General features: G+C 62.2%; 13 protein-coding genes. 9 read left to right on the top strand and 4 right to left on the bottom strand.

All coding sequences use genetic code 11. The features are described from left to right. The first annotated feature begins 16 nt into the window (after positions 1-16). Both IEW63_RS06255 and IEW63_RS06250 read left to right on the top strand, forming a co-directional pair. Positions 17-1387 carry a DUF1329 domain-containing protein gene (locus IEW63_RS06255; RefSeq protein ID WP_188635751.1) on the top strand — a complete coding sequence of 457 codons (1371 nt, stop codon included), beginning with the start codon at positions 17-19 and terminating at the stop codon, positions 1385-1387. Positions 1388-1518: 131 nt separating this feature from the next. Continuing rightward, positions 1519-2445, top strand: a complete 927-nt coding sequence (locus tag IEW63_RS06250) for a ZIP family metal transporter (RefSeq protein WP_188635750.1) — start codon at positions 1519-1521, stop codon at positions 2443-2445. Between the two features lie 54 nt (positions 2446-2499). On the opposite strand, the gene IEW63_RS06245 is transcribed toward IEW63_RS06250, so the two are convergent. After that, a complete protein-coding gene (locus tag IEW63_RS06245; RefSeq protein WP_188635749.1) occupies positions 2500-3813 on the bottom strand; it encodes a spinster family MFS transporter in 1314 nt (437 codons plus the stop codon). A 185-nt stretch (positions 3814-3998) separates the two neighbouring features. On the opposite strand from IEW63_RS06245, the gene IEW63_RS06240 reads away from it, so the two are divergent. The 3 genes from IEW63_RS06240 (at position 3999) to queF (ending at position 6608) form a co-directional block, all read left to right on the top strand. Then, the gene (locus IEW63_RS06240; protein ID WP_188635748.1) at positions 3999-4937 is read left to right on the top strand and encodes an ABC transporter ATP-binding protein; all 939 of its coding nucleotides are present in this window, start codon (positions 3999-4001) and stop codon (positions 4935-4937) included. After that, on the top strand, positions 4934-5710 hold the full coding sequence (locus tag IEW63_RS06235; protein ID WP_188635747.1) for an ABC transporter permease: 777 nt from the start codon (positions 4934-4936) through the stop codon (positions 5708-5710). The genes IEW63_RS06240 and IEW63_RS06235 overlap by 4 nt, the downstream gene beginning before the upstream one ends. A gap of 64 nt (positions 5711-5774) precedes the next feature. After that, positions 5775-6608 carry an NADPH-dependent 7-cyano-7-deazaguanine reductase QueF gene (queF, locus tag IEW63_RS06230; RefSeq protein ID WP_188635746.1) on the top strand — a complete coding sequence of 278 codons (834 nt, stop codon included), beginning with the start codon at positions 5775-5777 and terminating at the stop codon, positions 6606-6608. Positions 6609-6755: 147 nt separating this feature from the next. Here the strand turns inward: queF and IEW63_RS06225 are convergent, their stop codons facing one another. After that, positions 6756-7034, bottom strand: coding sequence for a DUF4404 family protein (locus IEW63_RS06225; protein WP_188635745.1), 279 nt, complete (start codon positions 7032-7034; stop codon positions 6756-6758). Between the two features lie 160 nt (positions 7035-7194). Between IEW63_RS06225 and IEW63_RS06220 the strand changes: the two genes are divergently transcribed. From IEW63_RS06220 to rssC, 3 genes are all read left to right on the top strand, one after another. Beyond that, positions 7195-7920, top strand: coding sequence for an MlaA family lipoprotein (locus IEW63_RS06220; protein ID WP_188635744.1), 726 nt, complete (start codon positions 7195-7197; stop codon positions 7918-7920). Positions 7921-8006: 86 nt separating this feature from the next. Further along, positions 8007-9203, top strand: a complete 1197-nt coding sequence (locus IEW63_RS06215) for a PP2C family protein-serine/threonine phosphatase (RefSeq protein WP_188635743.1) — start codon at positions 8007-8009, stop codon at positions 9201-9203. After that, positions 9203-9703 (top strand): anti-sigma factor antagonist RssC, encoded by a 501-nt coding sequence (rssC, locus tag IEW63_RS06210; RefSeq protein ID WP_188636061.1) that lies wholly within the window; start codon positions 9203-9205, stop codon positions 9701-9703. Before IEW63_RS06215 ends, rssC begins: the two co-directional genes overlap by 1 nt. On the opposite strand, the gene tal is transcribed toward rssC, so the two are convergent. After that, positions 9689-10642 carry a transaldolase gene (gene tal, locus IEW63_RS06205; protein WP_188635742.1) on the bottom strand — a complete coding sequence of 318 codons (954 nt, stop codon included), beginning with the start codon at positions 10640-10642 and terminating at the stop codon, positions 9689-9691. The two genes, rssC and tal, sit on opposite strands and share 15 nt — an antisense overlap. 210 nt (positions 10643-10852) lie before the next feature. Next, complete coding sequence (gene dusA / locus IEW63_RS06200) at positions 10853-11875, bottom strand: tRNA dihydrouridine(20/20a) synthase DusA (RefSeq protein WP_188636060.1); 1023 nt, start codon at positions 11873-11875, stop codon at positions 10853-10855. A 359-nt stretch (positions 11876-12234) separates the two neighbouring features. Between dusA and IEW63_RS06195 the strand changes: the two genes are divergently transcribed. Continuing rightward, positions 12235-13557: a DEAD/DEAH box helicase gene (locus IEW63_RS06195; protein ID WP_188635741.1), complete on the top strand. Its 1323-nt coding sequence runs from the start codon at positions 12235-12237 to the stop codon at positions 13555-13557. Positions 13558-13658 lie beyond the last annotated feature (101 nt).

Genomic DNA, 13658 nt, shown 5'->3' with positions numbered 1-13658 from the left:
TTTTGGAGAAAATATAATGTATAAGAACGTAATCATTGGTGCCTGCGGCCTGGCCATGAGCCTGGTCGCCAGCGCAGTGGCAGCACAGAGCCTGACCCAGTCCGAAATTGATCAGCTGGGCACTACTCTGACGCCGATCGGCGCAGAGAAGGCCGGCAACGCAGCCGGTACCATCCCCGAGTGGACCGGTGGCCTGCCCAAGGATGCCGGCCGCCAGATCGAACGCGGCTTCTGGGAAAACCCCTACGCCAACGAACAGCCCGAGTTCACCATTACTGCCCAGAACTACCAGCAGTACCGTGACAACCTGACCCCGGGTCAGATCGCGATGTTCGAACGCTACCCGGAAACCTTCCGCATGCCGGTCTATCAGACCAAGCGCAGCGTCGGCTTCCCGCAGGAAGTGTATGACCAGGTCAAGCGTACCGCTGGCCAGGCCAAGCTGGTTAACGGTGGTGATGGCGTCGACAATGTCGCCTTCGGCTCCAACTTCATCTTCCCGATTCCCAAGTCGGGCGCCGAGGTTGTCTGGAACCACCTGACTGCCTTCCGCAAGAACGTGCAGCGTTCCTATGTTCAGGCCATGCCGCAGACCAACGGCTCCTACACTCTGATCAAGTTCCAGGAAGATGTTGCCCGTCCGGCCTTCATGCCTGACGTGGATCCGGAATCCGCCGCGAACGTGCTGGTGTACTTCAAGCAGCGGGTGAACGCGCCGGCGCGTCTGGCCGGGAACGTGCTGCTGGTACACGACACCCTGGATCAGCTGAAAGAGCCGCGCATGGCGTGGGTATACAACGCCGGTCAGCGTCGCGTTCGCCGCGCCCCGCAGGTAGCCTACGACGGTCCGGGTACTGCGTCTGACGGCATGCGTACCACTGACAACTTCAACATGTTCAGTGGTGCTCCTGACCGTTACGACTGGAAACTGGTCGGCAAGAAGGAAATCTACGTTCCCTACAACGCCGGCAAGCTGACCGACCCGAAACTGAAGTACAGCGACATTCTCCAGGCCGGTCACATCAACCCGGAGCACACCCGCTTCGAGCTGCACCGCGTGTGGGAAGTACAGGGCAACGTCAAGGCAGGCCAGCGTCACATCTACGCACAACGTAACTTCTTCGTGGATGAGGACTCCTGGACCATCGTGCTGAACGATCACTACGATGGCCGTGGCACTCTGTGGCGCGTGGGCGAGGGCCATCTGGCCCAGAACTACTCCGAGCAGCTGCCCGGTTATGCCGCCGAGACCCTGTACGACCTGCTGGCAGGCCGTTACATCGCTCTGGGCATGTACAACGAGGAGTCCTCCGCACCGAAGTTCGGCGGCACCCCCTCGTATAACGAATTCACTCCGTCCGCCCTGCGTTCGGCTGGTGTTCGTTAACAGCTGACCCATTCGGGAAAGTGAAAAGGGAGCCTGCGAAAGCAGGCTCCCTTTTTTTATGGGGCCTGAGCCGGGTTCGAACGGGTATGCTCTGGTAAGCTCATGGCATGATTCAACGGAAGCGTCAGGAAATGAAACAACCGTCAATCGCACTTGAACTACGTACTGCCTGGATCAATCAGGCGCAACGCAGCCCCTTCATCTTCGCCGGCCTGGCCGGCACCCTACTGCTGATTCTGGCAGCCATCCTTCTCGGTACGCTGAGTGCCATCAATGATGGCAATATCACCAACCTGCGTTACGCGCTGATGGGTGGGGCTGCCGGCTTCGCAGCCACCACACTGGGTGCCTGCCTTGCGTTTGTGCTGGGCAATATTTCCGGTCGCCGGCAGGACAGCCTGCTGGGCTTTGCCGCCGGGATGATGCTGGCCGCCAGTGCCTTTTCGCTGATCCTGCCGGGGGTGGAGGCCGGCGAGGCGATCTTCGATAATCGCCTGGCTGCCGCCGCTGTGGTGGTCACCGGGTTGGGCCTGGGCGTACTGCTGATGCTCGGGCTGGACCACTTCATACCCCACGAACACGAGATAACCGGGGCACAGGGCCCGGTGTTCGAGCGCATGAGCCGGGTCTGGCTTTTCGTGCTGGCCATCACCCTGCACAACATTCCCGAAGGCATGGCCATCGGCGTCGGGTTTGCCGGTGGGGATCTGAGTGTCGGATTGCCGCTGGCAACCGCCATTTCCATTCAGGACATCCCCGAAGGGCTGGCCGTCGCCGTCGCGCTGCGCAGCATCGGTCTGGCGCCGGGCAAGGCGGTACTGGTCGCCGCGCTGTCAGGCTTCATGGAGCCGCTGGGGGCGCTGATCGGTATCGGCATGTCCAGCGCCTTCGCCATTGCCTATCCGGTGAGCATGGGCCTGGCAGCCGGGGCGATGATCTTTGTCGTTTCCCATGAGGTCATTCCCGAGACCCACCGCAATGGTCACCAGACGCCTGCCACCATGGGGCTGATGATAGGTTTCGGTGTGATGATGTTTCTGGATACGGCCCTGGGTTGACCGAAAGCGGGCGGTGCGGCGCCATGGGGCAGCCGCACCGCGGAGGAGGGAGCCTCAGGGCTCCATGTGGGCGGTGTCGTACTTGATGTTGCGGCCGGCGAGGTAGTAGTGCCAGCAGGCCCAGATGTTGATCAGCGCAGCGCCGATCAGCGCATAACGCAGGCTTTCCACGCCATGCAGGGTGCCCATCAGGTCGCTGGCCAGACCGATCAGCTGCGGACCGAAGCCCAGGCCGAACAGGTTCAGCACCAGCAGCATTACCGCCGACGCCAGCGCCCGGCTGCGCAGGGGCGTCAGACTCTGGATCATGGCAAAGCTCGGTCCCAGATAGAACGCGCCGAGGAACACGGCCGGTATGTAGGCCGCCAATGCCAGATAGGTATTGTCGAGGGTATAGAAGGCGATGATGAAAGGGATGGCCAGAATCTTCGCCAGGCCGACGATCCAGGCGTTCCAGCTCTGGTTTCTGGCCGCCAGGCGATCAGCCAGTATTCCGCCCATCCAGGCGCCAAGGCCACCGACGATACCCAGCAGCGGCCCCAACAGGATGCCGACCTGTGCGGCGTTGAGGCCGTGGCTGCGCATCAGGAAGGCCGGGTTCCAGACGATGGTGCCGTAGCCCACCAGTGCGGTCAGCGTCACACCGATCACCACGTGACGGGTAGTGCGCACGCGCCACAGCACGGCCATGCCGGCCTTGATGTTGATCTTGCCGCGGGGCGGGGGCGCAACCCCATCAGCGAAGCCGCGGGGCGGCTCGATCATGGTGAAGCGTACCAGCGCCGCGATGGCCAGGCCCGGCAGACCGACGATGAAGAAGGCCGCACGCCAGCCCCAGGCATCTGCCACAAAGCCGCCGACCAGGAAGCCGATCATGATGCCGAAGTAGACCCCCAGCGAGTACAGTGCCATGGCACTGGAACGTTGCTCCTTAGGATACAGGTCTGAGAGCATGGAGTGCGACGGCGGGCTGGAGCCGGCCTCGCCGATGCCCACCCCGACCCGCGCGGCGGCCAGCTGCCAGAAGTTCTGCGCCAGGCCGCAGACGGCCGTCATCAGACTCCAGATGGCGATGGCCCAGGCGATGATGTTGCGACGGTTGGAACGGTCCGCCCAGACGGCGATCGGAATGCCGAGGGTCGCGTAGAAGAGCGCGAACGCAATGCCTGAAAGGAATCCGAGCTGGGTGTCGGACAGCAGCAGGTCTTGCTTCAGCGGCTCGATCAGGATGCCGACGATGTTGCGGTCGACATGGCTGGATGTGTAGGCCAGCACCAGCAGGAACAGGGCCCAGCGGCGATAGCGCGGGGTGATGCGGCTGGCTAGGTCGTCCCTGGCAGATGCCGATGAATCTGGCGGTTGCGGCATTGGCAAGTCTCCGTATGAGTGTGGTTATTCTTGTCACGCTGAAGCATACGTTTGGCCACCGGTGCCTACAATCGACTGGGGAGTCACATTTGTAGCAGTTTTGTAAGCATCCAGCGGGTTGAATTGGCAATTTTCGACCCCATATCAGAGAGTTGGTGTTGATTCACGGGCATAACGGACAGGGCATGACGACAGCGATCAAGATTCGGGGGCTGGAAAAGACCTACCCCAACGGGATGCGGGCATTGAAGGGTGTCGATCTGGAAGTGGCCCAGGGCGACTTCTTCGCTCTGCTGGGGCCCAATGGCGCGGGCAAGTCCACCACCATCGGCATCCTGTCCTCACTGGTAAACAAGACCGCAGGCCAGGTGAGCGTTTTCGGGCACGACCTGGATACCGACCTGATGGCGGCAAAGCGCTGCATCGGCGTGGTGCCGCAGGAGTTCAACTTCAGCCAGTTCGAGAAGGTGCATGACATTCTCATCAACCAGGCGGGCTACTATGGCATTCCGGCGAAGCAGGCGCGCGAGCGCGCCGAGCGCTTCCTGCGCCGCCTCAGTCTGTGGGACAAGCGCGACGTGGCGACCCGCATGCTGTCGGGCGGCATGAAGCGGCGGCTGATGATTGCCCGGGCGCTGATCCACGAGCCGAAGCTGCTGATCCTCGATGAACCCACCGCCGGCGTGGATATCGAAATCCGCCGATCCATGTGGCAATTCCTCCAGGAAATCAACGCCCAGGGGGTGACCATCATTCTCACTACCCACTACCTGGAAGAGGCCGAGCAGCTGTGTCGCAATATCGCCATCATCGATGGCGGCAGGATCATCCACGACACCAGCATGCGCTCGCTCCTGCAGAAGCTGCAGGTCGAAACCTTCCTGCTCGACTGCCGCGATGCCCTGCAACGCGCGCCGCAGCTGGCCAGCTATACCTGCGAGCTGGTCGATGAGCATACCCTCGAAGTCCATGTGGACCGGGAACAGGGGCTTACCCGGTTGTTCGCCGAGCTGGCCGGGCAGGGCGTGGAGGTACTGAGCATGCGCAACAAGAGCAACCGACTGGAGGAGCTCTTCCTGCGCCTGGTGGAACACAACGGGGACAAGGGAGCAGCAACCGCATGAGTTATCGGCGCCACAGCTGGATTGCCTTCAGCACCATCCTGGTCAAGGAAATCCGTCGATTCACCCGTATCTGGCCCCAGACACTGCTGCCGCCGAGCATCACCATGGCGCTGTACTTTGTCATCTTCGGCAACCTGATCGGCAACCGCATCGGCGACATGGGCGGTTTCGAGTACATCGATTACATCGTGCCGGGGCTGATCATGATGGCGGTGATCACCAACAGTTATTCCAACGTGGTCTCGAGCTTCTTCAGTACCAAGTTCCAGCGCTCCATCGAAGAACTGATGGTCGCACCGGTTTCGCCCCACGTCATTCTGCTGGGCTATACCCTCGGTGGCGTGGCCCGGGGCCTGGGCGTTGGGCTGATCGTGACCATTACCTCGCTGTTCTTCACCCGGCTCCATGTGCAGCACATCGGCCTGACCATCGGGGTGGTGTTCCTCACTTCGCTGGTGTTTTCGCTGGGCGGTTTCATCAACGCGGTGTATGCGCGCAATTTCGATGACATCTCCATCGTGCCGACCTTCGTTCTGACCCCGCTGACCTATCTGGGTGGGGTCTTCTACTCGATTCACATGCTGCCGGAATTCTGGCAGGGCGTGTCCATGCTCAACCCCATCCTGCACATGGTCAACGCTTTCAGGTTCGGCATCCTGGGGGTGTCCGACATCAATATCGGTGTAGCCGTGTTGCTGATGTCGGTATTCGTGGTCGGATTGTATGCGTACAGCTACCGCCTGCTGGTGCGGGGCACCGGGCTGCGTCAGTAATCCTGTTGGCCTGACGCGGCTGTAACGGTATGCTTGCGGGGCTCAGACCAAGGAGACCCCGCAGATGCATCCGGCAGACCAATCGCCCCTCGGAAAGACCAGCGAATACAGCGGTATCTATACCCCCTCGCTTCTTTATCCGATCCCGCGCCAGCCCATCTGGGAGGGCCTCGGCCTGGACCCGGAGCGGCTGCCTTTCAATGGCGCCGATGTGTGGAACAGCTATGAAGTGTCCTGGCTGACGCCCAGCGGCAAGCCGGATGTCGCTGCGGTGGAGTTCGTGTTTCCGCTCACGCCGGGCGCCCGCATCGTCGAGTCCAAGTCCTTCAAGCTGTATCTCAATTCCCTGAACCAGACGGTGTTCAGCGACCGTGCCGAGCTGCTGCGCACCATGGAGTCGGACCTCAGCGTAACCGCCCAGGCGCCGGTGATGGTAAGGCTGATGGACATGCACCGCCTGCAGCTGCTGGGCATAGCCCGCCTGCCGGGAGAGTCGCTGGACGGCATGGATGTGGACATCGACACCTACGAATACGACCCCGGCCTGCTGAAACTGGCGGCCCGCGGAGGGCTGGTGCGCGAGACGCTGAACAGCAACCTGCTCAAGTCCAACTGCCCGGTCACCGGTCAGCCGGACTGGGCCAGCGTGATGATCAGCTACGCCGGCCCCGCGCTGGACCGCGCCAGCGTGCTGCGCTATCTGGTGTCCTTCAGGCAGCATGCGGATTTTCATGAGCAGTGCGTGGAGCGGATTTTCCTGGACCTGCATCGGGTGCTGGGGGAGGGCTGCGAGCTGAGCGTCTACGCCCGATATCTGCGCCGCGGAGGCCTGGACATCAATCCCTGGCGCTCCACCCAGCCCGGCATGCCGGATAATCTGCGCCTGGCCAGGCAGTAACCGGGACGCCGCATCGTCCGCCGGGGCTGCTTTCGCAGCCCGATCGCCCCGAGGTCGGGGCTCCTACACGCTACAGCTCGGAATGGTATGCATTGTGTTTTGTAGGAGCGGCGACCTCGCCGCGATTGGCGCGCAAAGCGCGCCCCTTCAGATACCCATATTCGACAGCGTCTGCATGATGTTGCGCACCATGGTCGCCGTACTGGGATACCTTACCTCCAACTCCTCAATCATCAGATGCACGCCATCCACCAGGCTCGGGTCCGCTACGCTTTCGTCGTTCGCTTCGCGCACGAGCAGCCGCGCTTCCAGGTTGTTGGCCAGCGACTCCAGCGCGCTGCGCTCTTCGATGGACAGCTGAATTTCCCGGTCGTCCAGCGTCTGGCGCAGGGCTTCAAGCTGGTCTCGTAATTGTTGCTCCGACATGAACTGCTCCTTGGTGATACGCATGATAGCTACACTATAGACAGCAGCACGGCCGGTGAGTGCGGCTGCATGGGCTTGCTGCGGCGCGGGCAAATTGCTTTATACTGGCCGGCCAGCCTGCGGTGTCTGCCCAGGAGTCCTTTGTGGAGAGTAGCCGAGAATGAAACTGACGCACGCAACCGCCCGCAGCCTGCTTGCCGGACTGCTGGCCCTGTCGGTGGCCTCGCCCGCGCTGGCGGTCGATGGTGACTACTACGAGGAAGACTTCCACAACCCGGACCCCTGGGAGCCGGTCAACCGCGTCGTATTTCGGTTCAACGACACGCTCGACACCTACGCCCTGCGTCCCGTTGCCAGGGGCTACGACCGAATCATGCCGCAGCCGCTGAATGACGGCATCAGCAACGTCTTCAACAACCTCGGCGAGCCGAAGAACCTGGTCAACAACGTCCTGCAGGGCAAGCTGCACGACGCCGGCATCGACCTGTCACGCTTCATGCTCAACACCACCCTGGGTGTGGTGGGCATCTTCGACGTGGCCACGCGCATGGGCCTGCAGCGCAACGATGAAGACTTCGGCCAGACCCTCGGCGCCTGGGGTATGCCCAGCGGTCCGTACGTCATGCTGCCGTTCCTCGGCCCCAGCACAGTACGTGACACCGGCGGCTTCGCTGCAGAAAGCCTGGCGGAGCTCAGCTACCGCCCCCATATGGACCACGTCCCCAGCAGAAACACCGCCATCGGCGTGGATGTGGTGGACACCCGGGCTGGCCTGCTGCCGCAGGAACGACTGATCCGTGGTGACAAATATCGCTTCATCCGCAACGCCTGGCTGCAGAACCGCGAGTTCAAGGTCAGGGACGGGCAGGTGGAGGACGAGTTCTAGCTTTTCGGCAGGTTGCCTGCCGTGACGGATAAGAGTAAGGTCCGCCGATGAGCTTCTCCCGGCTTGCGGTTTGACGTAGGAAATCTATGCAGCGTCCTGGCACTTCCCTGCTGGTTATCGATGACGACGACAAGGTTCGTCACAGCATTGCGATTCATCTCGAGCAGTGTGGTTTCGAGGTGTTGCAGGCTGGCACTGCGCGGGACGGATTGACCCTCATGGCCAGCGAGCAGCCCGAGCTGGTGCTGTGCGACCTGCAGATCGAGGATGCCAGCATGAGCGGCATTGATCTGCTCTCCCGGCTTGGTGAGGTCGGCCCCGGCACTCCAGCCATCGTGATCTCCGCCGACGGCGTGATGAGCGATGTGGTCGAGGCGCTGCGCCAGGGGGCCAGTGATTACCTCATCCGCCCGCAGGATGACCTCGAAGTGCTCGAGCACGCGGTGCGACGCACGCTCGACCGGGCCCGCCTGCGCAACGAGAACGAGCGCATCCGCGAACGCCTGGAGAGGGCCAATCTCGAGCTGGAAAACCGCCTGCGAGAACTGCGCGATGACCAGGCAGCGGGGCGACAGGTGCAGCTCAACATGCTGCCGCCGTCCCCCTGGCCAAGCAATGACTTCCTGTTCGAGCACCGCATTCTTCCCTCGTTGTACCTCTCCGGCGACTTCGTCGATTATTTCCGCATCTCCGAGACCCAACTGGCCTTCTACCTGGCCGACGTATCCGGCCACGGGGCTTCGTCGGCGTTCGCCACCGTCCTGCTCAAGTTCATGACCACGCGCCTGCTCTATGAGCAGCGCAAGACGCACGAGCACGGCCCGATCGCCTTTCAGCCCTCCGATGTGCTGGACCACATCAACCGCAGCCTGATCAGCTGCAAGCTGGGCAAGCACGTGACCATGCTCGGCGGCGTCATCGACGAACAGCAGCAGACACTGACCTACAGCGTCGGCGGCCACCTGCCACTGCCGGTGCTGCTGGTCGACGGCAAGGCAGATTACCTGCAGGGCAAGGGCAAACCCGTGGGGCTGTTCGATGACGCCGAGTACGAGAACCACGAAATACCGCTGCCCGACACCTTCACCCTGACCCTGTGTTCTGACGGTGTGCTTGATTGCGTGGAAGGGACTACCTTGAAGGAGAAGGAAGATCGCCTGCCCTCTCTGGTCGAGCAGGCCTGCGGCGATCTTCCCCGCTTCATGCAATTGCTGGGACTGGAGGAGCCGCGAGTGATGCCGGACGATATCTCGGTATTGATGTTGAGCAGGAAACAGCAATGATGACCACGGGCAGGATTCAGTTTGCCGAGTCCGACGGAACCTTTGTCCTCAAGTTTCTCGGTGATGTGCGGCTGACGCTCAGCGCAGCGCTGGACGCCTACATCGAGAAGATTGTCTGCGCGCTGCACTTCCGCTCGATCGTCATCGACCTGACCGAGACCGAGAACATCGACAGCACCTCCCTGGGCCTGCTGGCCAAGCTGTCGATCCTGTCCACCGAGCGGGTCGGGTTGCTCCCGACGCTGGTATCCCCACGCGAGGACATGCTTCGCCTGCTGCAGAGCATGGGTTTTGAGCAGATCTTCAACATCGTGCCGGAAAGCACCCCCACCGACGCCGAGCTTCAGGAGCTGCCACCCCAGACCCTCTCCGAAGAGCAGGTCCGGTCACGGGTGCTCGAGGCCCATCGCCTGCTGATGGACCTCAATGACCACAACCGCAACGCCTTCATTGATCTGGTGACCTGTCTCGAGCAGGCCGACGAATCAGACGACTGCTGAGCCCGCCCGCTGGGCCAGCAACTGCTCCAGTTTGCGCTGGTCTGCGGCGAAGGCACGAATCCCCTCCGCCAGCTTCTCGGTTGCCATGGCGTCTTCATTGTGGGCCCAGCGAAAGCGTGGCTCATCCAGCACGTCACGCTCATCTTCGCTGGCCTGCGACAGGTGCGCAGCAGGGGACAGCTCACCGGGTGTCCGGGCCAGTTCCTGCAACAGGGCCGGACTGATGGTCAGGCGATCGCAACCGCACAGCGCCTCGATCTGCCCGACGTTACGGAAGCTCGCGCCCATCACCACGGTCGCGTACATGTGCTGCTTGTAATAGCGGTAGATGCGCGCCACCGACTGCACACCCGGGTCTTCCGCGCCCTGATAATCGCGGCCGTCCCGTTGTTTGTACCAGTCGTAGATGCGGCCGACGAAGGGGGAGATCAGGAACACGCCGGCATCGGCACAGGCCTGGGCCTGGGCGAAGGAAAACAGCAGCGTCAGGTTGCACTGAATGCCGTCGCGCTCCAGCTGATCCGCCGCCTGGATGCCTTCCCAGGTCGAGGCAATCTTGATCAGCACCCGGTCCCGGGTTACCCCCGCCTGCTCGTACAGCTCGATCAGCTTGCGCGCCTTGTCGATGGTCGCCCGGCGGTCAAAGGACAGCCGTGCATCCACCTCGGTGGACACCCGACCCGGCACCAGCTGGGTGATCTCGCGGCCCACCGCCACGGCAAAGTGGTCGCAGGCGTCGGTGATCATGTCATAGCTGCCCGCCGCCTGCTTCAGCGCCTGGTCCAGCAGGTGGGCATACTCGGACTGCTGCGCCGCCTTGAGCAGCAGGGAAGGGTTGGTGGTGGCATCCACCGGCTCGAGGGACCGAATGGCATCGATGTCGCCGGTATCAGCGACGATCAGGGTGTGCTGGCGAAGACTGTCGAGTTTGCTGGTCATGATGGCCCGGAATTATTATCAGTGAACGAGCTTCGACCTTACCGCAACGATGTTACAACCAGCAATGCTGGCATTCCCAGCGTGTCGTGTCGCCGCGCCTACAGAAGTCCGTACCGGTTCAAGCGCCGCAGGCAGCACATAGCTCTGACCCGTAGGAGCCCCGCCCCCGGGGCGATTGGCGCGCAACGCGCGCCTGGGTGCAGGCTCCGGCTAGCCAGCCACCCGCCCAGCCATATCCACCACCACATCATCGAAGAACGCCAACGGCTGCTCCGTGCGGTGAATCTCCGTACTCAATCGCCGCCGGAAATGCCGGGCTCCCGGCAACCCCTGAAACAATCCAAGAATATGCCGGGTCACATGGTGCAGCGCGTCGCCCTGAGCCAGATGCGCTGCAATATAAGGTCGCAGCGCCTCCAGCACCTCAATCCGGCTGCGCACCGGCGCGTCATCGCCAAAGAAGCGCCGGTCCACCTCGGCCAGCATATACGGGTTGTGATAGGCCTCGCGCCCCACCATCACCCCGTCCAGGCCCTGCAGCTGTTCCTGCATCACATCCAGATCGGTCAGCCCGCCATTGAGCACAATCTCCAGCTGCGGAAAGTCCGCCTTCAGCCGATGCACCACTTCATAGCGCAGGGGAGGCACCTCACGGTTCTCCTTCGGCGACAGTCCTTCGAGAATCGCAATCCGCGCATGAACGATGAAGGTCTCGCAACCCGCCTCGTGGACCCGACCGACAAAATCCGCCAGTTGCTCGTAACTATCCCTGCCGTTGATGCCGATGCGGTGTTTCACCGTTACCGGAATGCTGCAGGCATCCAGCATCGCCTTCACCCCATCCACCACCAGCTCCGGATGACCCATCAGGCAGGCGCCGATAAGGTTGTTCTGCACCCGGTCGCTCGGGCAACCCACGTTCAGATTCACTTCACGATAGCCGGCCGCTTCAGCCAGCCGGGCGCATTCAGCAAGCTCGCCGGCATGGCTGCCGCCGAGCTGCAGGGCCAGCGGCTGCTCCTGCTCGCTGTAACCCAGAAAACGCTCCCGATCCCCATGCAGCAGGGCGCCGGTCGTCACCATCTCGGTATACAACAGGGTGTGCCGGGTAATCAGACGGGCGAAGTAGCGGTAGTGACGGTCAGTCCATTCCATCATCGGCGCCACGCTGAAGCGGCGGGACGGGCCGGGACGGGACAGCCGTGGAGGTGCAGGGTGCTCTATCAAGGGGATGCCTTTGCTGAATGTTCAGGCGCGGCATTTTAACAGGGACGGGGCATGATTGCCGCGCCCCTTCCCCTGGGGTGTCTATTCGCGGATCAACGGAAGCCGAGGAACGACAGGATGGCCAGAACGATAACCACTGCACCCACGATGTAAACGATGTTATTCATGTGTCACCTCTCTATGGTCGAAACAGAACCGCAGGTAATGCGGCCCTTACGTAACTTTTCGACAGCGTTACATTTGGAAAAGTTTGACCTTTTGCGCTTCGTCGCGCCGCACCGCATGCAGGCCTGCCCTCTGGCGGTGATACAATTGCGGCATTTACCGTCCATAGTCAGTACTTTCCGCTTCCAGAAGGAAAACCCGTGTTCACAGAATTATCCCTGCACGAGCGTCTGCTCAAGGCTTTGGCAGAACTGTCATTTCAGGAGCCAACCCCGGTACAGGCCGCAGCGATTCCCCACGCGATTGCGGGCGAGGACCTGTACATCATCGCGCAGACCGGCAGCGGCAAGACCGCCGCCTATGTGCTGCCCATTCTCCAGCGGTTGCTGGATGACGACAGCAAGCCGCTGGCACCCCGGGCGTTGATCCTGTCACCCACCCGCGAGCTGGCGCAGCAGATCCACCAGGATATCCAGGCGCTGGCGCGCTTCACCTTTCTCAAGAGTGAGCTGGTCATCGGTGGTGAGGACTTCAAGGTGCAGGCGGCAAAGCTGCGCAAGAATCCGGACATCGTGGTCGCCACACCGGGCCGTTGCCTGGAGCAGCTGGCGGCGGGTGGGCTTGATGCGAGCGAGGTACGGACGCTGGTCATCGACGAAGCCGACCGCATGCTCGACATGGGCTTCAGCGAAGATGTGCTGACCATCGCCCAGGCTTGTCCGGAGCAGCGTCAGACCATGCTGTTTTCCGCCACTACCGGCAATGCCGGGATCCGGCGCATAGTGGAACAGGTGCTGCGCGAGCCGCGCTGGCTGGAACTGGACAGCGTTAAGTCCGATACGCCTGCCATTCGTCAGCAGGTTATCCCCGTGGATGACAACAACCACCGGGAGCGGATCACCAAATGGTTGCTGCTCAACGAATGCCCGGGCAAGGCGATCGTTTTCACCAACACGCGAGTCATGGCCGACCGCCTGAATGGCGTGCTGCGTGCGGTTGAGGGGCTGCGGGTGTATGTGCTCCATGGCGAGAAGGACCAGAAGGAGCGCAAGCTGGCGATCGAGCGGTTCAAGCAGGGCGGCAATGGTGTTCTCGTCGCCACCGACGTGGCCGCGCGCGGGCTGGATATCAGCGAACTGGACCTGGTCATCAACTTCGACATGCCGCGCAGTGGCGACGACTACCTGCACCGTGTAGGCCGGACCGGCCGCGCCGGGGCAGAGGGCGTAGCGATTTCTCTGGTCGCGCCGCATGAGTGGAGCCTGATGTCCAGCATCGAGCGCTACCTGCGCCGGCAGTTCGAACGTCGGGTGATAAAGGAGCTGGCCGGCAGCTTCCGCGGGCCGAAGAATGTGAAGTCTTCAGGCAAACCGGTGGGCGCGAAGAAGAAAAAGGACGACAAGAAAAAGCCGAAACGCCCCAAGACACCAAAACCGGCAGCCAGACGCAAACCCGCCGTGCCCAAAGGGCAGGTGGTGCTGGGCAGCGACGACGGCTTCGCCCCGCCGAAGCGGCGGGGGTGAGGGGAGGGGGCTTGGGCTAGCCTCGCTGGGGCTGCTACCGCAGCCCGATCGCCCCGAGGTCGGGGCTCCTACAGGTGAGAATATGAACACCGCTTTTGTAG

It is taken from the genome of Halopseudomonas pertucinogena (assembly GCF_014646575.1).
Classification (GTDB): Bacteria; Pseudomonadota; Gammaproteobacteria; order Pseudomonadales; family Pseudomonadaceae; genus Halopseudomonas; species Halopseudomonas pertucinogena.
Note: the sequence above shows the minus strand (reverse complement) of the source record. Positions and strands in the feature narration are given on the sequence as shown.

Coding starts and splice junctions, on each gene's coding strand:
- tal (WP_188635742.1), bottom strand. CDS start 10,642: ATGACCAGCAAACTCGACAGTCTTCGCCAGCACACCCTGATCGTCGCT.
- IEW63_RS06255 (WP_188635751.1), top strand. CDS start 17: ATGTATAAGAACGTAATCATTGGTGCCTGCGGCCTGGCCATGAGCCTG.
- IEW63_RS06245 (WP_188635749.1), bottom strand. CDS start 3,813: ATGCCGCAACCGCCAGATTCATCGGCATCTGCCAGGGACGACCTAGCC.
- IEW63_RS06250 (WP_188635750.1), top strand. CDS start 1,519: ATGAAACAACCGTCAATCGCACTTGAACTACGTACTGCCTGGATCAAT.
- IEW63_RS06235 (WP_188635747.1), top strand. CDS start 4,934: ATGAGTTATCGGCGCCACAGCTGGATTGCCTTCAGCACCATCCTGGTC.
- rssC (WP_188636061.1), top strand. CDS start 9,203: ATGACCACGGGCAGGATTCAGTTTGCCGAGTCCGACGGAACCTTTGTC.
- IEW63_RS06225 (WP_188635745.1), bottom strand. CDS start 7,034: ATGTCGGAGCAACAATTACGAGACCAGCTTGAAGCCCTGCGCCAGACG.
- IEW63_RS06215 (WP_188635743.1), top strand. CDS start 8,007: ATGCAGCGTCCTGGCACTTCCCTGCTGGTTATCGATGACGACGACAAG.
- queF (WP_188635746.1), top strand. CDS start 5,775: ATGCATCCGGCAGACCAATCGCCCCTCGGAAAGACCAGCGAATACAGC.
- IEW63_RS06220 (WP_188635744.1), top strand. CDS start 7,195: ATGAAACTGACGCACGCAACCGCCCGCAGCCTGCTTGCCGGACTGCTG.
- IEW63_RS06240 (WP_188635748.1), top strand. CDS start 3,999: ATGACGACAGCGATCAAGATTCGGGGGCTGGAAAAGACCTACCCCAAC.